Here is a 21,001-nt window from a genome sequence, read left to right on the forward strand (position 1 = left end):
ACCTGCCGGAAAATCAGACAACGCCGGATATACGGCAAGCCTTGCAATGTTAACACTAACACAAGGGAGATTGCATCCTCTGCTGGCAGATTGATGTGCTGGCACTTTCGCATGAATTTGCAGGTCGCATCATCCCGATGCTCGCATTTCAAAGATGCTGGGCTACTCTTGAACAGGTCTTTAAACCCAAAGGTGCATACTATGAACGTATCCAGTAGAACGGTTGTGATTTTAAACATCCTTTCCGCCACAGGTTTATTGTTGATTCTCGCCGAACGATTCCACTGGTTCTGAGCCGAACCCTGCGCTGGCATAACCCAATCTATCCCGAGAAGGGGCATATTTCGGCCCTGTTTGGTAGACTGTGGGTATCAACGAACAAGGATTAGGTTATGCCAACAAAACGATTTGCCGTAAAACACTGGAAAATGGTGCTGGTGCTGATTGCCATCTGCGGCGCAATGCTGCTACTCCGTTGGGCGGCAATGATTTGGGGTTAGGGGCGAAGACAGGTCATCAGAAGGGACGTCAAATAGCCACAGACAATAAACGGGCCGACATCAACATCGGCCCGCTTTTATTACATTCTGTAACCCAGTGAAACCGTGGTTCTGCGGTCGGTATGATCCGGCGCGGTTTCTGGTGGTGAAGAGTTCCAGGTCACGTTGTAGGCGACTTTCAGACCAAAGTGTTCGTTAATGGCCACGTTCAGCGCCGTCTCAGAGTTCAGCGTCGTGTCGTCGGCACCAAATACAGAAACACCCTGGGTAAATTTGGTGTTGTCAGTCATCTGCCAGGCATAGGTACCAGAAGCGTAACCGAGCGGTTGGGTTTTGGTATCGCCATTGGTGTACTCGTCATAACGCACACCCGGACCGAATTCAAAACGGAGGCTGTGTACCGGACCGTTCAGGAACTGACGACCATAACCTGCGGTGAACACGTCACGCTGGCGATAACCATTGTAACGGTCGGTTAACCAGCTTGCCTGACCAAACAGGTAATCATAGTCGGTCATGTTGTAACGGCTACGTCCGCCTACCGCATATTTCTCGGAAGAACGTTCGTCATTGGCGGAGGTATTGCTGGCATTACCCCACAGAGACCAGGCGGTGGTATTACCGTACCAGGTAAGCGTACTGTCCGCCGTCAGAGAAGAGCTTTTCGTGTTACCGGATTGTGCCAGGTACCCCGCGTTCAGGTTACCTTCAAACGGTTTTTTCGCGGAGGAGGGATCGTCCATGACAGTAAAAACGGAATCATCGGCGGTCGCGTTCATAGCCGCAAACACGCCACCCGCCAGCATCAGTGCAGCGGGCACTGTCTTTAAAAGCTTCATTTTATTAAGGAGTCCGTACAACAAAAAAAGAGACCACACGGTCCCGGAATCTTTCTTGAGGATCAATGACAAGGCGTCCAGAGAAAGGTAACAAATTATAAAAAGCCGCAAATAACATAGCAATGTTTTCTTATTTCATTTTTTGAATAAGAACGATCCCAAAAAGCGTTTTATTTTATATATCTCCGGTCTTACTTTTATTCAGTATTCATATTTAAAATCATACTGTTATTTACGTTGCCTTCCTGACAAATAGTGCCAGACTAAAAGGAATCCATGCTAAAAGGAGGTAATGATGGTTTCTATCTACACCCTGACGCTCTCCCCTTCCCTTGATTCCGCCACGCTGACGCCGCAGATTTACCCGGAAGGTAAACTGCGCTGTAGCGCCCCGGTCTTTGAGCCCGGCGGTGGCGGTATCAACGTGGCGCGCGCCATTACCCACCTCGGCGGTAAGGCCACGGCCATTTTTCCCGCAGGCGGTGCCACCGGCGAACACCTGGTCTCTCTGCTGGCAGATGAACAGGTTGCCGTAGAGACCGTCGAGGCGAAAGACTGGACGCGGCAAAACCTGCATGTCCACGTTGAATCCAGCGGCGAGCAGTACCGGTTTGTCATGCCGGGCGCGAAACTCACCGATGACGAGTTTCGTCAGCTTGAAGAGAAAGTACTGACCATTGAAAGCGGCGCGCTGCTGGTGGTAAGCGGCAGCCTGCCACCCGGCGTCAGCGCAGAAAAATTAACCGCGCTTATTCAGGCGGCGCAGCAACGCGGTATCCGCTGCATCGTTGACAGCAGCGGCGAGGCCCTGCAGGCGGCCTTAGTGCCGGGTAATCTTGAACTGGTCAAACCCAACCAGAAAGAGTTAAGCGCGCTGGTCAACCGCGACTTGACGCAGCCTGACGATGTGCGCACCGCCGCGCAGGAGTTGGTGCGCAGCGGCAAAGCGCGACGCGTGGTGGTGTCCCTTGGTCCGCAGGGGGCACTGGCCGTCGATGAAACGTCGTCCGTTCAGGTTGTTCCACCGCCGATGAAGAGCCAGAGCACGGTTGGCGCGGGTGACAGCATGGTAGGCGCGATGACGCTTAAGCTTGCGCAGGGCGCTTCACTGCTGGAGATGACGCGCTACGGCGTGGCAGCGGGTAGCGCCGCTACCATCAACCAGGGCACGCGTCTCTGTTCGCTGGCCGATACGCAAAAAATTGTCGATTACCTGTCCCGAAATTAATCCCTGTTCCCCTTCATCCTTATGGAGGGGAATGTCATCACCGAGTCGCCAAACGCAAACTATCGACTATGCTAAGAAAACTTCCATGATAACAATGAGGTGAATTATGAGCAGTGGTGACATCACCCGCTACGTCGTAACCGTCAACCTTCATGAAGCATCGCTGACCGAGCTTAATGAGCTCAACAACGCCTTCACCCGGGCTAATTTTCTCCTCACGCTCACGGATGACGAGGGCAATATTCATGATTTAGGCACCCTGGCATTTGGTCTGATCGGTGCCCTGAATAAAGAAGAGGTTCATGCGCTGGCCGCCAGCCTGGTGGAAAGTGTGACCGACAAGCCAGCCGAAATTGACGTCGACACCTGGGAAAGCTGGCAGAAAAAAGAACAATAAGTGCCCTGTATGAAATTAAACCGCTCAGGTGTGCGTTAGTTCGTATTTTTTTACCGCAATAATGCGCTAACTTTATGATCTGGCAGACAACATGGGAGAGTCAACATGTGGCAGGCTATCAGTCATCTTTTAAGTGAGCAGCTGGGTGAAGGTGAAATTGAACTGCGTAACGAACTGCCAGGCGGAGAGATCCACGCCGCGTGGCATTTACGCTACGCAGGGCGCGATCTCTTCGTAAAATGCGATGAACGTGAGCTGCTTCCGATATTTACCGCCGAAGCCGATCAGTTGGAGCTGTTGTCGCGCAGTAAAACGGTGACGGTCCCGCAGGTGCTGGCCGTCGGTAGCGACCGCGATTACAGTTTTCTGGTCATGGAATATCTCCCCGCCCGTCCGCTGGATGCCCATAACGCTTTCATTCTTGGCCAGCAGCTAGCGCGCCTCCATCAGTGGAGCGACCAGCCGCAATTTGGTCTCGATTTTGACAACGATCTCTCGACCACGCCACAGCCCAATGCCTGGCAGCGCCGCTGGTCGACGTTTTTTGCCGAGCAGCGCATTGGCTGGCAGCTCGAGCTGGCCGCCGAAAAAGGTCTGGAGTTTGGCAATATAGACGCCATCGTCGAGCACGTGCAGCAGCGTCTGGCCTCTCACCAGCCGCAGGCGTCTCTGCTCCACGGTGACTTGTGGTCCGATAACTGCGCGCTGGGGCCCAACGGCCCCTATATCTTCGACCCGGCCTGCTACTGGGGTGACCGAGAGTGTGACCTTGCCATGCTGCCGCTGCACCCAGAACAACCGCCGCAGATATACGACGGGTATCAGTCGGTTTCGCCCCTGCCGCCCGGCTTCCTCGACCGTCAACCGGTGTATCAGCTTTATACGCTGATGAACCGCGCCATACTTTTTGGTGGGGAACACCTGGTTAACGCCCAGCGGGCGCTTGAGCGCATGCTTGCCGCCTGAGACGCGAACGGGTGGCCTTGCCGCCACCCGTATCAGTTACAGAAAACCGAGCAGTGAGAAGAAGAAGTACCCTGCCACAATGATAATCACGGGAAGGATATAGAGCGGGAAAATTTGCAGGAAAATGGTGTGACGCGGCACAACAATGCGGGATTCAATCTGCTCCCGGCTCATGCCTTCCGGGCCTTTGGCCTGCTCCAGAATGAGCTGGTCCTCAACGCCCTCGCGTAAAAAGCGCGTCTGACGGCTCATTCGCGCGCCAGAGGCCTGCAGCGCCAGCGCAACAAAGATCAGGGCGTATATCACCCAAAAGCCGATATTCAGCTGATGCTGAAAATCCGGGGTGGGTGAGTTAAACCAGAAGACATTCAAGAATGGCGTATTAAAACGCATCATCTCAATCATCACATGCGCAAAATCAAGCATAACCGCATTGATACCCGGCTGTTTTTCGCTGTGATCGTACATAAATTTGAGTACAGAAATCAGCGTAGAAATGACGGCAGGAATAAAAATCACCCAGCCAGCAATACGTTTTAAGACCGCAATGCGTCCAGCTTGTTGATACGTCATCAGTTCCTCTTCATAAAGACGCGTTATTTGTGCCTAAGTCTACCTGCTGGTCATCAATTTCGCCCGCTCTTTAAAAGCAATATGCTAAATTGCAGAGTGTGATTAGCACTTATCGTCTGTCGAACACCCTGGATAAGGAGACGTTGTGATGTCGACACCGCGCCAAATTCTTGCCGCAATTTTTGACATGGATGGATTACTGATCGATTCCGAACCGTTGTGGGATCGCGCTGAACTGGAGGTCATGGCCAGCCTGGGCGTGGATATCAGCCGCCGTAATGAACTTCCCGATACGCTGGGCCTGCGCATCGATATGGTGGTTGACCTGTGGTATGCCCAACAGCCATGGGCTGGACCGGGTCGTGATGAAGTGACTGCGCGCATTATCAGCCGCGCCATTTCGCTGGTAGAAGAGAGCAAGCCGCTGCTGCCCGGCGTACGTGAAGCCGTCGCGCTGTGTAAAGCCCAGGGGCTCAAGGTCGGCCTGGCCTCGGCGTCACCGCTGCATATGCTGGAAAAAGTGCTCATCATTTTTGAACTGCGCGACAGTTTCGACGCGCTGGCCTCCGCTGAGAAATTGCCTTACAGCAAGCCGCACCCGCAGGTCTATCTGGACTGTGCCGCTAAGCTCGGCGTGGATCCCCTCAACTGCGTTGCGCTGGAAGATTCCGTTAACGGCATGGTGGCCTCTAAAGCCGCGCGGATGCGCTCCATTGTGGTGCCTGCGGAAGAAGGCCGCCACGATCCCCGGTTCGCGCTTGCCGATGTGAAGCTACATTCACTGGCAGAACTGACGGCGCGCCATCTGCAGGGCGGTTAACGCCCTCCTCCGGTTTGTGACAAACAGTTACACCGTCACCTCTTCCGCCTACTGTATAAAAACCCTATACTGTATGAATTGACAGTTTTGTGGGTTTTATCATGACGGCGGAAGGCCACCTGCTTTTTTCTATCGCGTGCGCAGTATTTGCCAAAAACGCTGAACTCACCCCCGTGCTGGCACAGGGGGACTGGTGGCATATCGTCCCTTCCGCCGTATTGACCTGTCTGCTGCCCGACATCGACCACCCCAAGTCGTTCCTCGGACAGCGCCTGAAGTGGGTATCGAAACCCATCGCCCGCGCGTTCGGCCACCGGGGGTTTACGCACAGCCTGCTGGCCGTGTTTGGCCTGCTGACGCTTTTCTATTTAAAAGTGCCCGAAAGCTGGATCGTCCCCGGTGATGCCATTCAGGGGATGGTGCTGGGCTATCTGAGCCATATTCTGGCCGATATGCTGACGCCCGCGGGCGTACCGCTGCTGTGGCCCTGCCGCTGGCGCTTCCGTTTTCCCATCCTCGCACCGCAGAAAGGGAACCAGCTGGAGCGCGTCTTGTGCATGGCGCTGTTTGCTTACGCCGTCTGGATGCCGCAAACGTTGCCCGAAAACAGTGCAGTTCGCTGGTCATCCCAGATGATTAATTCGCTGCAATTTCAGTTTAATCGCTTTATTCATCACCAGATTGAACAGTAAACCAACAAAATTATCCCATTTGTCATAACCCATTCCATTTGGATATAAGCGCTACATCACACTTCTGCTAACCTTCCGCCAACAGGATCGGTAAAAACCGACCCGATAATAAATCAGGAGAACGGGGATGAATTTTCCACTCATCGCGAACGTCGTTGTGTTCGCTGTATTGCTATTGCTTCTCGCGCAGGCGCGCCACAAACAGTGGAGCCTGGCGAAAAAGGTGCTGGTTGGTCTGGCCATGGGTGTCGTATTTGGTCTGGCATTACAGGCAATTTATGGCTCCGATAATCCAGTTCTGAAAGATTCCATTCAGTGGTTCAACATTGTCGGTAACGGCTATGTCCAGCTGCTGCAGATGATCGTTATGCCGCTGGTCTTCGCCTCTATTCTGAGCGCCGTTGCCCGCCTGCATAACGCGACCCAGTTGGGAAAAATCAGTTTCCTGACCATCGGCACGCTGCTGTTCACCACGCTGATTGCCGCGCTGGTGGGGGTGCTGGTCACTAACCTGTTTGGCCTGACCGCAGAAGGTCTGGTTCAGGGTACCGCAGAAACGGCTCGTCTGACCGCGATTCAGACCAACTACGTTGGGAAAGTGGCTGACCTGACCGTGCCGCAGATGGTGCTCTCCTTCATTCCGAAGAACCCGTTTGCTGACCTGACCGGTGCGAGCCCAACCTCGATCATCAGCGTGGTTATTTTCGCCGCGTTCCTGGGCGTAGCGGCGCTGAAGTTGCTGAAAGACGATGCGCCAAAAGGCGAACGTGTATTGACCGCAATTGACACCCTGCAAAGCTGGGTGATGAAGCTGGTTCGTCTGGTCATGCAGCTCACCCCTTACGGCGTGCTGGCGCTGATGACCAAAGTGGTTGCCGGCTCTAACCTGCAGGACATCATTAAGCTGGGCAGCTTCGTTGTCGCCTCTTATCTGGGCCTGGGCATTATGTTCGTGGTGCACGGCATCCTGCTGGGCGTGAACGGCGTCAGCCCGCTGAAGTACTTCCGTAAGGTCTGGCCGGTACTGACCTTTGCCTTCACCAGCCGTTCCAGCGCCGCGTCTATCCCGCTGAACGTGGAAGCGCAGACCCGTCGTCTGGGCGTGCCTGAATCTATCGCCAGCTTCTCTGCCTCCTTTGGTGCCACCATTGGTCAGAACGGCTGTGCGGGTCTGTACCCGGCGATGCTGGCGGTAATGGTTGCTCCTACAGTCGGCATCAACCCGCTGGATCCGGTCTGGATCGCCACGCTGGTGGGAATTGTCACCGTAAGCTCCGCAGGCGTTGCGGGTGTTGGCGGTGGCGCAACCTTCGCCGCGCTGATTGTGCTGCCTGCGCTGGGTCTGCCCGTAACGCTGGTCGCGCTGCTGATCTCCGTTGAGCCGCTGATCGACATGGGTCGTACCGCGCTGAACGTGAGCGGCTCCATGACCGCCGGTACGCTGACCAGCCAGTGGCTGAAGCAGACCGACAAAGCGATTCTGGAAAGTGAAGACGACGCCGAACTGGCGCATCGTTAATCGCTGTAGATATAAAAAAACCGCCTGATGGCGGTTTTTTTATGGCTGTTATTCTTCAACCTCTTCATCCTGGCGGATCTGCATCGCCCACCGCTGTGCGGACTCCGGCACCGTAAAGGTGGGAGAGCGACGGAAATGCTCGCCGACCAGCACAAAGGCCACGTATTTCCCCCGTAACTGCCACACATCGCGAAAGCCCTCCACTTTCAGGGCATGGTCTGGCGGCGCGGGCTCAACGCGGGGCACATAGCTAATAACCTGGCGGTTTTGTTGACGAAGAGGTTTCATAAGCAACGGATTCACTAAAGCAAATTCTTGAAGCAGGAAAATTCTATGATAGCCGATCCTGCTGCCTTCCGTCGCGCTCCGAGTGGGTGAGAAGGCTCCTTTCGCTAATCACGGCATATGAAAACTCTTAGTTCGCGAACCATGTCGCGACATTGTTCTATCCTTAATAGGGTTTTTAGCAATGGATAAAGGAGAAGCGTGCAATGTCGAACAAAGATAAAACACATCAATCACCCATTCATGGCACTGAAGAATCTCAACCGGGTATGGACTCTCTCGCCCCCGCTGACGGCTCTCACCGCCCCTCCCCTGGCCCCTCCGCACCGGGCGAACAGCCTACCGCACCGGGAAGCATGAAATCGCCGGACACGGGAAACGAGAAGCTGAAATCTCTTGAACCACACCGAAAAGGCGGTGAAGGTTTCGCGCTCACGACCAACCAGGGCGTACGCATTGCTGACGATCAAAACTCCCTTCGCGCAGGCTCGCGCGGGCCGACCCTGCTGGAAGACTTTATCCTGCGGGAAAAAATCACCCATTTTGACCACGAGCGGATACCAGAACGCATCGTCCACGCACGCGGTTCCGCGGCGCACGGCTACTTCCAGCCCTACAAGAGCCTGAAAGCGATCACCAAAGCGGATTTCCTCTCCGACCCGGATAAAATCACCCCGGTGTTTGTGCGTTTCTCCACCGTGCAGGGCGGCGCCGGTTCGGCAGATACCGTCCGGGATATCCGCGGCTTTGCCACCAAGTTTTATACCGAAGAGGGTATTTTCGATCTGGTGGGCAATAACACGCCGGTGTTTTTCATTCAGGACGCGCATAAATTTCCTGACTTTGTCCATGCGGTAAAACCGGAGCCCCACTGGGCCATACCGCAGGGACAAAGTGCGCACGACACCTTCTGGGACTATGTTTCCCTACAGCCTGAAACCTTACACAACGTGATGTGGGCGATGTCAGACCGCGGCATTCCGCGCAGCTACCGCACCATGGAAGGGTTCGGTATACATACCTTCCGTCTGATCAATGCCGAGGGGAAAGCCACGTTTGTCCGCTTCCACTGGAAGCCTGTCGCCGGTAAAGCCTCGCTGGTGTGGGACGAGGCGCAGAAGCTGACCGGGCGCGATCCGGACTTCCATCGCCGCGAGCTGTGGGAATCCATTGAGGCGGGCGACTTCCCGGAATACGAACTTGGCCTGCAGCTTATACCGGAAGAGGACGAATTTAAGTTCGATTTCGACCTTCTGGACCCGACGAAGCTGATCCCGGAAGAGCTGGTGCCGGTGCAACTGGTGGGTAAAATGGTGCTTAACCGTAACCCGGATAACTTCTTTGCCGAAAACGAGCAGGCCGCGTTCCACCCGGGGCATATCGTGCCGGGGCTGGACTTCACCAACGATCCGCTCCTGCAGGGACGCCTGTTCTCCTATACCGATACGCAGATCAGCCGACTCGGCGGGCCGAACTTCCACGAAATTCCGATTAACCGCCCAACCTGCCCATACCACAACTTCCAGCGCGACGGGATGCACCGTCAGGATATTGATACCAACCCGGCGAACTATGAGCCGAACTCCATCAACGATAACTGGCCGCGTGAAACGCCTCCCGGACCGAAACGCGGTGGATTCGAATCGTACCAGGAGCGTATCGATGGCAATAAAATTCGCGAGCGCAGCCCCTCGTTTGGTGAGTATTACGCCCACCCTCGTCTGTTCTGGAACAGCCAGACGCCGATTGAGCAACAGCACATCATCGGCGGCTTCAGCTTCGAGCTGAGTAAAGTGGTGCGCACCTACATCCGCGAGCGCGTGGTCGATCAGCTGGCGCACATTGATATTCAGCTTGCCCAGAGCGTCGCGGATAACCTGGGCATTACGCTGACCGACGAGCAACGTAACCTTGCTCCGCCGAAAGAGGTTAACGGCGTGAAGAAAGATCCGTCGCTGAGCCTGTATGCGGTGCCGGGCGGCTCGATTAAAGGCCGCGTGGTCGCCATTCTGCTGAACGACAAAACCCGCGCCAGCGACGTGCTGGGGATTATGCAGGCGCTGAAAACCCAGGGCGTACATGCCAAACTGCTCTATTCCCGCATGGGTGAAGTGACGGCCGACGATGGTTCTGTGCTGCCGGTCGCGGCGACCTTTGCCGGTGCGCCATCGCTGACCGTCGATGCGGTGATCGTGCCGTGCGGAGATATTGCCAGCCTGCTGACCAACGGCGACGCCGTCTATTATTTGCTGGAAGCCTATAAGCACCTGAAGCCGATCGCGCTGTCCGGCGACGCGCGACAGTTCAAAGCGCAGCTGAAGGTGGCCGATCAGGGTGAGGACGGGATTGTCGAGGGAGATAACGTTGACGATGCCTTTATGACGAAGCTGTTTGATTTGCTCGCCGCGCACCGTGTCTGGTCGCGAAGCAGCAAGATCGATCAGATTCCGGCGTAAAACCATTCCCGGTTGTGCGGCCTGATGCCCTCACCTCGCCCCTCTCCCACGGGAGAGGGAGAAAACAATAAAAACGGTAACCCAGGTTACCGTTTTGCTTTTACCTCGCCACCGGGCTTTTTTTCAAAGATCCCCGAACGTCCCCAACCGATACCCGCGCTCGGCAATCGCGTATTTCAACGACGGCGACGTCAGCACATCCAGCTCCGCCAGACGCGGCCAGCAGTAGGCGCTTTTACGCACGGTGTTATCGACAAAGGCAGGATGTGCCATGACCTCCAGCGACCGTTCACCCCGCGCGGCGGAATCATCCAGCACCTTCAGGAACAGCGCGTCGTCGATCTCGTCGCCGTAAAACGCGCTGCTGAACCCCTCAGTGGTGGTGACAGCACAGTCCGGCAATCCGTGCACCTCGCGATCCACGCGCATCGCCACGCCTTTGCGCTGTGCAAACCCGGCGACAAGCGGGAAAATCGCCGGGATCATATGCACGTGGTGATGGCTGTCGATGTGCGTCGGCGTCTGACCAAACACATCAACGAATCGGTTGAACTGGCACTCCAGCTCGCGGGCAATCTCTTCGAGCGGCAGAGCATCCTGCTCCGCCAGTTCCCAAATCCATTTACCCAACTGGCCGTCGCGCGTCAGGCCCGGCATTGGCGAAAGCGGCATCCCGAGCGTCAGCACAAAATGCATACCGACGCCCAGCTCCGGCACCTCGCGGCTCAGCTGCGCCGCGTGTTCAACCGCCTCACCATTCACCAGTGCCGTTGTAGAGGTCACAACCCCCCGGCGACAGGCTTCAGTAATGCCGTAGTTTTGGCCTTTAGAGAGGCCAAAATCATCAGCATTAACGATCAGCAGGTTTTCCATTGTGCGTCCTCTTATTGCTGTTTGAACTTCAGCTTCTCGATCGTGGCGGCAAAATTAGGCAACCATTTTTCATGCGCCAGGATCATCTCGCTGGCCAGCTGCTCCGCGTCGCGGTCAGAATGCACCAGCGGGCTGAGGTTTAGGGCCAGCAGCACGTCATTGAGCTCACCGCTCAGTGCCGCGTGGCTTGCCGCCACTTCAAAGCCTTTGATGGTGTGGATCAGGCCCATGACCTTGTCATCGAAGTGGGTGATGCGTGGATGCGGTTTAGCCCCCTCGCGTCCCAGGATGCAGGTCATTTCGACGGCCCAGTCAGCCGGAATATTGTCGACATGGCCGTGGTGCGGCACGTTGACATAGTGCTCCGCCTGCTTGTCGTTGTAGATGGCGTTGATCACTTCACACGCCGCATCGGAGTAGTAGGCCCCGCCGCGCTGCTCCAGCTCTTTCGGTTTGACGTTCAGGTTCGGGTCTTTATACAAATCGAACAGCTGCTTCTCAACCTTCTGAACGATCTGCGCACGCGCGCCGCCCTTATAATACTCGCCCATTTCGATGGCCAGCATCTCTTTCTGCTTGAAATAGTAAAGCAGGTACGAGCAAGGCAGCAGATTCAGGGAGCGGATCAGCCCTTCGCTGAACGGCAGGTCAAAGATGTTTTTCACCGATGCCGCCGTCAGACGACCGGAGGCTACGCCGTCGAGGAGTTCGGCAAAGCGCGATTTTCCGTTCACGATGACATCTTTAATAAACACCATGTGGTTCAGGCCGAACAGATCGATGGAGAGATCGTCGCTGTCGGTCAGCGCCAGCACGTCGCGGATAAACATCTTCATGCCGATCGGAATGTTGCAGACGCCGATAAAACGTTTGAAGCCGGTATGACGATAGACCGCTTCAGTGACCATGCCGGCCGGGTTGGTGAAGTTAATCACCCACGCGTTCGGGCAGATCTCCTGTACGTCTTTGACGATGTCGAAAATGACCGGAATGGTACGCAGGCCTTTAAACAGGCCGCCCGCGCCGTTAGTCTCCTGCCCCAGATACCCGTGGCTCAGCGGTATACGCTCGTCCAGCTCACGCGCCTTCAGCTGGCCGACGCGCAGCTGGGTGGTGACGAAATCCGCATCTTTCAGCGCCAGACGACGATCGAGGGTTTTATGCACGGTCAGAGGCACGCCCGCTTTCTCCACCATGCGCTTGCACAGATCGAAAATAATATTCAGCTTCTCCTGACCTTCCTCAACGTCCACCAGCCATAATTCGCTGACCGGTAATTCATGATAACGTTTCAGGAAACCTTCCAGTAATTCCGGGGTATAGCTGCTGCCGCCACCAATGGTTACGACTTTTAATTTCTGTTGCATAATATCTCCCTTAGCGTATCAGGTTAATCGCCTGCAAGGTATAGCGTGCTCTTCCCGCTATTTGGGCAAGCCATTAAAGCAATATTCGTGGCGGGTAATCCGCCGAAAGTTAATTAATTACCGTCAAATTTTTCCGGTAACTGTTCGGTGTGAATGACGTCAATTTCTTAAAGGTTTTAATAAACAGGCTGGGACTGCTATATCCTGACTCGTACGCAATATCGGTGACAGAATAGTTGGTAATTTCCAGCTGTTTTTTAGCAAAATTAATGCGGATTTCATTAATAATTTGCACGGGCGTTTTACGATAATAACGCTGTGTCGCACGAGTGAGGTATTCCTGCGATTTACCAGAGAGTGCCACCATATTTTCCAGAGCATTGTCGCTGAATTGACATTTATCATGCATCATTTCAATGGTGCCCCGCAGCCATTGAGGGATATCGTCGCTCACCTGCTGCTGTTCTTCGCGATGGTGGCGAAGGCGATTCATCACGTAGAAGGTCACGGTTTCAATAAACTCATCAAATTCATTGTCACGGAAGTTAAGCGAGGCGATAACCGTTTCAATCCAGGTCATGAACTCGTTTTTGACGCGATAGACCTGGGAGGCCACAAAGCAGAACGGCACCAGCGGCAGATAGTGCTTCTCAAAGAAGCGTCTGCTGACGCCCACGTTCAGAATTCGGGTGGCACCAAATTCGTAAAAGCTCTGGTGATAAGACCCCATCGGCAGGAAGACGAAATCCCCTCTTTCAAGCAGGACGCGCTTACCGTTGATCTCCTGATAGTAGCGACCGGTCAGAACAATCGTGAACTCGTAGTAGTCATGCTGATGCAGACCACTGGCGCTCTCCGTCTTGTTGTAGATAACCACGTGAAAATTTTTGCCATTAAACAGCTGCTGTTCAAGTGCGGTTTTAATTTCCATCGTGCTGACCTCCTGCTACTCAGTCTGACTTACTGCATCTTCTCGTGAAGCTCAATGAGCTCCGCCACCAGCTCACGTGCCAGCATCGAGGTCATCAGGTGATCCTGCGCATGGACCAGCACCAGACTGACCTTCATCTTCCCTTCACCCTGATCGCTTTCAATCAGCTTTGTCTGCACCAGGTGCGCTTCGTTCAGCGCCGTGCGGGACTGTTCCATCATGGTTTTTGCCGCGGCGAAATCCCCCTGCTTGGCCTGCTTCAGTGCGGCATAGGCCAGGCTGCGGGCCTGCCCGGAGTTGATGATAAGCCCCATCACCACTTCTTCCAGATCGTTCTCGGCGGCGTCGTCTGCGACAATACTATCCAAATCTAACATGTTTAAGCTCCTTATGGCTGGCGCGGGTTTCCCCGCGCCGTCAATCTTAGAATTTCAGTGAGAGGGCAATATCCTCTTCGCTCTCTTCTTCATCAATGATGGTGGCGGCTTTGTTCGCAATCGCCACGAATGGCATGTACAGCAGGGTGGCAATCCCGAGGTTGAATATCGCCAGCAGGAAGGCCGCGACGCTGCCGTTGGTGTTGAAGAAGGCACCCAGGCCCGCCGGCATGGTCCACGGTGCAATGTTGGTAACCGGTGGGATGATGCCCATGTAGTACGCCGTCAGGGTGATAGCGGCCAGCAGCGGCTGAATCAGGATGAACGGAATGAACATTACCGGGTTCATGATGATTGGCAGACCGAACAGAATCGGTTCGTTAATCTGGAAGATGCCTGATGGCAGCGCCAGCTTCGCAACCTGACGATAGTCAGCACGACGAGAGACAATAAAGACCGCGATGATCAGACCCAAGGTCGCCCCGGTACCGCCCAGGAAGATATAGGAGTCAAGCATCGGCTTCGCCCACACATGGAAGGTTTTACCCGCTGCCAGCGCCGCGTCAACGGAGCCGTACTGCTGATAAAGTGCAACGTTTTCCAGTGCCCATGGGGTCATAATTCCGCTGTCCAGCGCAGCCAGTGCCAGTGAACCATGCACGCCAAAGAACCACAGCAGAGAGGTGAAAATCACATACGCCCAACCGACCACGCCACCCATCGACGCCAGCGGCGTAGAGATAGAGTCCATGATGATCTGGTGGAAGTTTGTGCCCCAGTGAGAGAGCGCCCAGGCAATAATCCCCATGATGGAGAGAATAATGAAGCCTGGAATCAACGCGGAAAATGAACGGGATACAGAAGCCGGTACGCTATCCGGCAGGCGAATCACCCAGTTTCGACGGATGATAAAGGTGAACATCTCTGCCACCACCAGGCCGATAAGAATACCGGAGATGATGTTAGCCCCACCCAGCCAGTTGGCACCAACGGCATAGGCTTCACCCACGCTGTAAGGCGTGACGGTCATAAAGGCGGCGACGGATAATAACCCGGCGGCCAGTGGGTCCACCTTACGCTCTTCTGCCAGCGCCATCCCAATAAAGAAAGGCGCCATCAGCGACATAATCCCCAACGTACCGTTATAGACGTTGCCGCCGATGGCTTTAAAACCATTAAGGGTTTCAATTGTGGAAGCGTCTAACCGAATTCCTAATGAATAAAAGAAGGAACCTTCACCAAAGCTCAGAAAAACGTTGTTAATTAAAACGAACATGGCCCCGGCCAGCGTCAACGGCATTAATTTAATAAAGCCGTTTTTGATGGCATTAACATGAGGCTGCTTTCCTATTTTAACAGCAAAAGGAAGGAGTACCTTTTCAAGTGAAGCGATGACTTTACTCATAGGAAAATACCCTTAAATGCCGTAACGCATGTTACGGCGTATTGTGTGTGAAATAACTCTTTGACGGGAAAAATAAAAATTAATTAGCAGCTTTTTTAATGGCTGCCACAGCAACTTTAAGAACACCTAAACCATCGATCTTGCCGTACAGCCCCGAGTCGATCACTTCGACCGGTTTATTCGGTAGCAGTCGTTGAATTTCGGGCAACATATAGGCAATTTGCGGCCCCAGTAACACAACATCGGCTGTCTGGCCTTTTTCGCCCGCCAGCGTTTCCGGAAACGCTTCAATCACCACAGGAACTTCATACTTTTCAGCCTGCGCGCGCATTTTTGACACCAGAAGCGAGGTTGACATGCCCGCTGAGCAGAACAGGTAGATATGTTTCTTTTCCATCGTGATTTCCCTCTTGTATGACTACCTGCCATCGCGCTATCACTCGACTCGCTGTCCCGGCAGACAGGTAGTTTGCGTACTGTTGTTTATCGTTGGAGTGAGTATACGCAATGGTACAGACAGGGGATAATTCTGGATAGACTAGAATTGTCTCTCATTGACCTGGCTTGTTGACTACCCTCACATTTCGGGTAAATAATTCGCGAAAAGAAATAAGATTTTCTGATGCATAAAAAAACCGGCCCCGGGGCCGGTTTGTTAACATCCTCAGGCAAGCAGGGTGACTACGCCTTAGGTGCCTGCGGATCGGTGTCGTATTCAGCACAGGTCTGATAGCCGGAGTTGATCACATGACCGGTATCATCCAGCGCGACAAAGTAGGTTTCTGCCTTACCATCACGTTGACCCAGGATATAGGTCTGGCAGGTCCCTTTCGCATGAATCATGGTGACTTCGGAAGAAGGTTTACCGGCAATCGCAGCCACCTGCGAACGGGTCATCCCTTTTTTGACATCTTTTACTACGGGCTGCGTAAACTGATCCTTGGTGCGATCGTACGCCGTACACCCTGCCAGCATAGTCAGTACCGCCGCTGCGCTAAGAATTCCTGCTACGTTCTTGTTCATATTCCGTCCTCTTGTTTATCAGCGTGTTATCTAAGCATGGGATAAAAAGTACTATTGTTCAACTTTGTGCGTTACGCCAGACGAATTTCGGAAAATTCTAATAAAACAACGATAACCTGCTAAAACGGCGTAAATTAGCGCACTCGAAACTGTGATCCTTGTCGTTTTACGTCCAAAGGGTTAGTTTTAACAGTTAACACATTCTGTTTATGGAGAGCGTGATGACTCTGCAACAAGAGATTATCCAGGCGCTGGGCGCGAAGCCTGCGGTAGATGCAAATGAAGAGATCCGCCGCAGCGTGGATTTTTTAAAAGCGTATTTAAAGAAGAACTCTTTCCTGAAATCTCTGGTGCTGGGCATCAGCGGCGGCCAGGATTCAACGCTGACCGGCAAGCTCTGCCAGATGGCAATTTCAGAGCTTCGCGAAGAGACGGGCGATGAGACGCTGCAGTTTATCGCTGTGCGCCTTCCTTACGGCGTACAGGCAGACGAGCAGGATTGCCAGGATGCCATTTCCTTCATTCAGCCTGACCGCGTACTGACCGTGAATATTAAAGGCTCGGTGCTGGCAAGCGAGCAGGCGTTACGCGAAGCGGGCATTGAGTTAAGCGATTTTGTTCGCGGCAACGAGAAAGCTCGCGAGCGCATGAAAGCGCAGTACAGCATCGCCGGGATGACCAAAGGCGTCGTCGTCGGCACCGACCATGCGGCGGAAGCGATCACCGGTTTCTTCACCAAATATGGCGACGGCGGCACCGACATTAACCCGATCTTCCGCCTGAACAAGCGTCAGGGCAAGCAGCTGCTTGCCGCGCTGGGCTGTCCTGAGCATCTGTATAAGAAAGCGCCGACAGCTGACCTTGAAGACGATCGCCCTTCCCTGCCGGATGAAGCAGCCCTTGGCGTCACCTACGACAACATTGATGATTATCTGGAAGGCAAAAAGCTGGATGAGGGTACCGCGAAAATCATCGAAGGCTGGTATCTGAAAACCGAGCACAAGCGCCACACGCCCATTACGGTGTTTGACGACTTCTGGAAGAAATAAAAGCAAAACGGTAACCCCAGGTTACCGTTTTTAGTATTTGCGCCCTCTCCCGTGGGAGAGGGTTGGGGTGAGGGCATCAGGCCGCACGTCCTGGCCGGGGAAGGCGTCGCCGCCACCCGGCTCTTTTTTAACCACCACACTCCTGCTACACTGTATACCTGAACAGTATATGGAGCAGTATGTGAGCAGGCGTCAATCCGCCCCGCGTCTTGAGTTTGAAGCGGCGGCTATCTACGAATATCCCGAGCACCTTCGCCCCTGGCTTGAAGCATTGCCTAAACAGCCGGGCGTGTACATCTTTCACGGCGAAAGCGACACCCTGCCGCTCTACATCGGCAAGAGCGTTAACATTCGCAGTCGGGTGTTATCCCATCTGCGTACGCCGGACGAGGCCGCCATGCTGCGCCAGTCGCGACGCATTACCTGGTTCCAGACGGCGGGAGAAATGGGCGCGCTGTTGCTGGAGGCGCGGTTGATAAAAGAACAGCAGCCGCTGTTCAACAAGCGCCTGCGCCGCAACCGTCAGCTCTGCTCCCTGCAGATCAACGATGGCAAGCCGCAGGTCGTCTACGCGCGCGACGTTGATTTTTCTCATGCTCCGAATCTCTACGGGCTTTTCGCCAATAAACGTTCCGCCCTCCAGGCGTTGCAGACGTTGGCGGACGAGCGACAGCTTTGCTACAGCCTTTTGGGCCTGGAGGCGACCACGCGCGGACGCGCCTGTTTTCGATCCGCGCTGAAGCGCTGTGCCGGTGCCTGCTGTGGGAAAGAGAGCGTTGAGGCGCATCACGCACGGCTCCTCTCCGGTCTGGGGGCCATCAGCGTGAAGTGCTGGCCCTGGGAAAGCGCCGTTGCGCTCAAAGAAGTGGGCGAGGCAATGACCCAGTACCACATCGTCAATAACTGGTTCTGGCTGGGCGCTGTCGACGATATCAACGACGCGGCAACCCTGCTGCGCACGCCCGCCGGATTTGACCACGATGGCTACAAAATTCTCTGTAAACCTGTGCTGGCCGGTAAGTTTGAGATCATTGAACTCAATGGCCTGGCAGCCACGTGATTTCGCTGAACAATAAGGTACCCTGAGCCTCCAGCAGACGCAGCGTATGGGTACCCTCCTCCCAGCTGGCGCCCTGATCGGCCGTCAGCAATTTATCACCCAGTTGCCACGCCCCGCTTAACACAAACACCACGCCCCCGCGTGTGCCAAAGGTGGTAAAGGTACGGTCAGCCACGCGCACCTTCGCCCGGCAGCAGTCGCGACGGGTCATGATGTTGAAGTCCATCGCCATCCGCCCATCGGACAGCAGCGCTTTCACCGGCAGATCGCCGGCAAAGCTATAGGGCTGATGGTGCTTCAGGGTATGGAAGAACGCCTGACCGGCATCCAGCGTCACCTCCCCACCTTCCAGCAAGGTAATCACCCGATCGACGCCGGGGAAAGAGGAGAATTCGCCGTTGCTGGCGATAGTCGCGATACTGGCACGCCAGTGAAAATCACGCGTCGCGGGAGGGAAACAACAAATCTCACGCGTTTCACCCGCACCATTGCGCCACAGGCTGACCGGCATCTTACGGATATCAAAGAACTCCATCACCACTCCTGAATGGCACAACCCGTGCCAGGGCAAGGATATTGCTATCGTTGCTGTTTTGTTTGTTATCGTTGGGTATTCACAGAAACAGTATCGGCAGCAGAGCGGGCAGGCCTTAGCGGAACGTTAATAAAAATGCTAACGCCATGACTCTACAAACATTCTCTGATGCGACTACAGGAGCATACCGCGCTGGTGGCGGCAGACAAGAGGGCAGGAAAGAAAAACCGCCGGTCCTGTCCACAGCGTTTTCGCTTTTGTGGACAGGATCCCGGCGGTCTTAAGAGAGTGAACCGATTATTCGGTTGGTGCTGGCATTTTACCTTCCATCGTCGGACGTTCTGTCAGACGCTTCTCAAAATTCGCATTAAATTGTTTTTTCTGTTCCGGGGTCAGAATGTTGTAGATCTTGTTCTGGGTTTCCAGGTGAGCCAGCATGCGGGCTTTGTGCTGCGCGGCCATTTTGTCGATCTGCGCTTCGGCTTTCGCCTTGTCGAAGCTGTCGCTGGCGATGATGTCATGCATGGCACGACGCTCTTCCAGCGGCGGACGTTTCATCTGGTCACGTTCGCTTTTCCGGATATCGCGGATCTGCTGTTTCTGCGCATCCGTCAGGTTGAGATCCTTAAACATCATCATCTCGTTGTGCATACCCGGGCCTTTATGATGCATCATCATTTTGCCTTCAGCAGGCGCGGCAGCGGTGGTGGTCGCAGTATCTGCGGCGAACGCCATGCTGGTAGCGCCCAGAGCCAGGGTAGAAGCAACAAACAGTGCAGTAAACTTACGCATAATTTATTTCCTTTCTTTCAGTTATTCTTCGGCGCTATGCCGTGTTGACGAGATTAACTTTACGGGGTTTATCGTCAATTAGTCAGAGCAACGGTAAAACAATGAAAGTGTAAAAAACAAATTTTCGCCAAATGTGGAGGAAATAAGGATAAAGCGTGGAGAGTTGCAACAAAAAATATTCAATACGATGATTTTAAAGCGATTTGGCAGAATTATAACGGAGTGAAGGTGAATAATAAAGCAATTCACCAGGAATATTCTGCAAAACAAGCGCAAGCGCTTTAATGGTTAAGAAAAGTTTTTTACTTCCCCCTCCCGAATGATGAGAGGGGAAAGGTTCAGGATATTTTTTCCAGCATCAGCCCGGCCCGCAGGCCAAACGCGACGGTGGGGTTAGGGAATAAAACATACTCGGTGGTTTTCTGCACTTCATAACGCTCCTCGCCATCCTCGGCCAGCAGCGCCCCTTTGCGGAACGGCGTGAAGTTCAGGGTATGCGCAGCCATATGGAGCAGGAAGGCATCGCTACGGCGCGTGATCTGCTGTACGACCCGGTACCGCTCGACAGGCTGATGCGTAGGCTCGGGAGCCTTTCCTCCCAGCAGCGCCCGCAGGGCGAGATGCGTGGGCGCAAAGCGAGAGAGATCGTTTTGCCCAAACGGCAGCGCTTTCCCCAGCTCCAGCGTACAGGACAACGCACCAAAGTGCTCACAGGTGAAGTGTGTAAAGGTTCCGCCCGGCGACTGGTGAAACACCAGCGCCTCCAGCCCGGCGTCTCCCAGCCAGCTCAGAAACGCTTCATCCCACGGCTGATTGCGCTGCGGCAGCACGCCGAAGCGAACATGGTAGGATGCGCGGATGGCCGTATGCAGATCCAGATGCCAGCGCGCCGGTCCCGCAGCGGCAAAAAACGCGGTCACGACGTTCTCCAGCCACGCTGCCCGCGCCGTTTCGTCACTCTGCGGAAACTGCGACCAGCGCCCGCCGAACATGCGGTTAATGTCGCTCACCAGATACCGTTTGTTTTGCGCCAACGCAGGGGGATTGCCGAGCACCACCAGCACGCGGCACGTCAGGGCAATTTCATTGCGATACAGCGCGCGCAGCAGCAGATCGACAATCTCAACGGGCGCCGTTTCATTCCCGTGAATGCCCGTTGAAAGCAGCAGCGAGAGATCGCTCTTTGCGGTCGGCGTCAGCTCAAGCACCCCGCGCCCCAGCCACCGCCAGCGAAATGAGGGGCCATCCCCCTCTTTCTGCTCCGGCGTTTCATCGGCCAGGGTCAGCGCCAGTAAATTTTCCATACCCACTCCT

Annotated in this window: 24 protein-coding genes; 11 read left to right on the forward strand and 13 right to left on the reverse strand. The window is 54.5% G+C overall.

Features of this window, described 5'->3' with window-relative positions; translation table 11 throughout:
• Positions 1-201: 201 nt before the first annotated feature.
• Both yncL and yniD read left to right on the forward strand, forming a co-directional pair.
• On the forward strand, positions 202-294 hold the full coding sequence (yncL, locus tag CWR52_RS03050) for a stress response membrane protein YncL (RefSeq protein ID WP_021241082.1): 93 nt from the start codon (positions 202-204) through the stop codon (positions 292-294).
• A gap of 98 nt (positions 295-392) precedes the next feature.
• Positions 393-500: a small membrane protein YniD gene (yniD, locus tag CWR52_RS03055; RefSeq protein ID WP_008500658.1), complete on the forward strand. Its 108-nt coding sequence runs from the start codon at positions 393-395 to the stop codon at positions 498-500.
• 80 nt (positions 501-580) lie between these two features.
• Here the strand turns inward: yniD and CWR52_RS03060 are convergent, their stop codons facing one another.
• Positions 581-1,339: a DUF481 domain-containing protein gene (locus CWR52_RS03060; RefSeq protein WP_104948813.1), complete on the reverse strand. Its 759-nt coding sequence runs from the start codon at positions 1,337-1,339 to the stop codon at positions 581-583.
• 295 nt (positions 1,340-1,634) lie between these two features.
• On the opposite strand from CWR52_RS03060, the gene pfkB reads away from it, so the two are divergent.
• The 3 genes from pfkB to CWR52_RS03075 all read left to right on the forward strand — a co-directional run bounded on the left by pfkB (position 1,635) and on the right by CWR52_RS03075 (position 3,930).
• Positions 1,635-2,567 carry a 6-phosphofructokinase II gene (gene pfkB / locus CWR52_RS03065; RefSeq protein ID WP_104948814.1) on the forward strand — a complete coding sequence of 311 codons (933 nt, stop codon included), beginning with the start codon at positions 1,635-1,637 and terminating at the stop codon, positions 2,565-2,567.
• Positions 2,568-2,673: 106 nt separating this feature from the next.
• On the forward strand, positions 2,674-2,964 hold the full coding sequence (gene ghoS, locus CWR52_RS03070) for a type V toxin-antitoxin system endoribonuclease antitoxin GhoS (protein ID WP_008500661.1): 291 nt from the start codon (positions 2,674-2,676) through the stop codon (positions 2,962-2,964).
• 105 nt (positions 2,965-3,069) lie between these two features.
• Positions 3,070-3,930 (forward strand): fructosamine kinase family protein, encoded by an 861-nt coding sequence (locus CWR52_RS03075; protein ID WP_008500662.1) that lies wholly within the window; start codon positions 3,070-3,072, stop codon positions 3,928-3,930.
• A 36-nt stretch (positions 3,931-3,966) separates the two neighbouring features.
• On the opposite strand, the gene CWR52_RS03080 is transcribed toward CWR52_RS03075, so the two are convergent.
• Positions 3,967-4,503 carry a YniB family protein gene (locus tag CWR52_RS03080; RefSeq protein ID WP_008500663.1) on the reverse strand — a complete coding sequence of 179 codons (537 nt, stop codon included), beginning with the start codon at positions 4,501-4,503 and terminating at the stop codon, positions 3,967-3,969.
• Positions 4,504-4,651: 148 nt separating this feature from the next.
• On the opposite strand from CWR52_RS03080, the gene hxpB reads away from it, so the two are divergent.
• From hxpB to CWR52_RS03095, 3 genes are all read left to right on the forward strand, one after another.
• On the forward strand, positions 4,652-5,323 hold the full coding sequence (gene hxpB / locus CWR52_RS03085; RefSeq protein WP_104948815.1) for a hexitol phosphatase HxpB: 672 nt from the start codon (positions 4,652-4,654) through the stop codon (positions 5,321-5,323).
• A gap of 101 nt (positions 5,324-5,424) precedes the next feature.
• Positions 5,425-6,015: a metal-dependent hydrolase gene (locus tag CWR52_RS03090; RefSeq protein ID WP_032644865.1), complete on the forward strand. Its 591-nt coding sequence runs from the start codon at positions 5,425-5,427 to the stop codon at positions 6,013-6,015.
• 127 nt (positions 6,016-6,142) lie between these two features.
• Positions 6,143-7,534 (forward strand): L-cystine transporter, encoded by a 1,392-nt coding sequence (locus CWR52_RS03095; RefSeq protein ID WP_045336125.1) that lies wholly within the window; start codon positions 6,143-6,145, stop codon positions 7,532-7,534.
• Between the two features lie 48 nt (positions 7,535-7,582).
• Here the strand turns inward: CWR52_RS03095 and cedA are convergent, their stop codons facing one another.
• Positions 7,583-7,858, reverse strand: a complete 276-nt coding sequence (cedA, locus tag CWR52_RS03100) for a cell division activator CedA (RefSeq protein WP_258526576.1) — start codon at positions 7,856-7,858, stop codon at positions 7,583-7,585.
• Between the two features lie 167 nt (positions 7,859-8,025).
• Here cedA and katE point away from each other — a divergent pair, with 167 nt between their 5' ends.
• Positions 8,026-10,275, forward strand: coding sequence for a catalase HPII (gene katE / locus CWR52_RS03105; RefSeq protein ID WP_104948816.1), 2,250 nt, complete (start codon positions 8,026-8,028; stop codon positions 10,273-10,275).
• Positions 10,276-10,398: 123 nt separating this feature from the next.
• On the opposite strand, the gene chbG is transcribed toward katE, so the two are convergent.
• From chbG to osmE, 7 genes are all read right to left on the reverse strand, one after another.
• Positions 10,399-11,148 carry a chitin disaccharide deacetylase gene (chbG, locus tag CWR52_RS03110; RefSeq protein ID WP_104948817.1) on the reverse strand — a complete coding sequence of 250 codons (750 nt, stop codon included), beginning with the start codon at positions 11,146-11,148 and terminating at the stop codon, positions 10,399-10,401.
• 11 nt (positions 11,149-11,159) lie between these two features.
• Entirely contained in the window at positions 11,160-12,515 is a 1,356-nt protein-coding gene (locus tag CWR52_RS03115; RefSeq protein WP_104948818.1) for a 6-phospho-beta-glucosidase, read from the reverse strand.
• 109 nt (positions 12,516-12,624) lie between these two features.
• Positions 12,625-13,446, reverse strand: coding sequence for a transcriptional regulator ChbR (gene chbR / locus CWR52_RS03120; protein ID WP_104948819.1), 822 nt, complete (start codon positions 13,444-13,446; stop codon positions 12,625-12,627).
• A gap of 29 nt (positions 13,447-13,475) precedes the next feature.
• Positions 13,476-13,823: a PTS N,N'-diacetylchitobiose transporter subunit IIA gene (gene chbA / locus CWR52_RS03125; RefSeq protein ID WP_032639846.1), complete on the reverse strand. Its 348-nt coding sequence runs from the start codon at positions 13,821-13,823 to the stop codon at positions 13,476-13,478.
• A 46-nt stretch (positions 13,824-13,869) separates the two neighbouring features.
• On the reverse strand, positions 13,870-15,228 hold the full coding sequence (gene chbC / locus CWR52_RS03130) for a PTS N,N'-diacetylchitobiose transporter subunit IIC (RefSeq protein ID WP_104948820.1): 1,359 nt from the start codon (positions 15,226-15,228) through the stop codon (positions 13,870-13,872).
• Between the two features lie 79 nt (positions 15,229-15,307).
• Positions 15,308-15,625, reverse strand: coding sequence for a PTS N,N'-diacetylchitobiose transporter subunit IIB (gene chbB, locus CWR52_RS03135; RefSeq protein WP_104948821.1), 318 nt, complete (start codon positions 15,623-15,625; stop codon positions 15,308-15,310).
• Between the two features lie 284 nt (positions 15,626-15,909).
• A complete protein-coding gene (gene osmE / locus CWR52_RS03140; protein WP_008500677.1) occupies positions 15,910-16,251 on the reverse strand; it encodes an osmotically-inducible lipoprotein OsmE in 342 nt (113 codons plus the stop codon).
• A gap of 221 nt (positions 16,252-16,472) precedes the next feature.
• On the opposite strand from osmE, the gene nadE reads away from it, so the two are divergent.
• Both nadE and cho read left to right on the forward strand, forming a co-directional pair.
• Positions 16,473-17,300 (forward strand): ammonia-dependent NAD(+) synthetase, encoded by an 828-nt coding sequence (gene nadE / locus CWR52_RS03145; protein ID WP_104948822.1) that lies wholly within the window; start codon positions 16,473-16,475, stop codon positions 17,298-17,300.
• A gap of 169 nt (positions 17,301-17,469) precedes the next feature.
• Positions 17,470-18,360, forward strand: coding sequence for an excinuclease Cho (cho, locus tag CWR52_RS03150; RefSeq protein ID WP_414650398.1), 891 nt, complete (start codon positions 17,470-17,472; stop codon positions 18,358-18,360).
• On the opposite strand, the gene ves is transcribed toward cho, so the two are convergent.
• From ves to astE, 3 genes are all read right to left on the reverse strand, one after another.
• A complete protein-coding gene (gene ves, locus CWR52_RS03155; protein WP_021241069.1) occupies positions 18,338-18,895 on the reverse strand; it encodes an environmental stress-induced protein Ves in 558 nt (185 codons plus the stop codon). The genes cho and ves overlap by 23 nt on opposite strands.
• A 297-nt stretch (positions 18,896-19,192) precedes the next feature.
• Positions 19,193-19,687: an ATP-independent periplasmic protein-refolding chaperone Spy gene (spy, locus tag CWR52_RS03160; RefSeq protein WP_104948823.1), complete on the reverse strand. Its 495-nt coding sequence runs from the start codon at positions 19,685-19,687 to the stop codon at positions 19,193-19,195.
• Positions 19,688-20,025: 338 nt separating this feature from the next.
• A complete protein-coding gene (astE, locus tag CWR52_RS03165; RefSeq protein WP_104948824.1) occupies positions 20,026-20,991 on the reverse strand; it encodes a succinylglutamate desuccinylase in 966 nt (321 codons plus the stop codon).
• Between the last annotated feature and the right edge of the window lie 10 nt (positions 20,992-21,001).

The sequence above is a fragment of the Enterobacter sp. SGAir0187 genome, from assembly GCF_002952735.2.
GTDB classification, from domain to species: Bacteria; Pseudomonadota; Gammaproteobacteria; order Enterobacterales; family Enterobacteriaceae; genus Enterobacter; species Enterobacter quasiroggenkampii.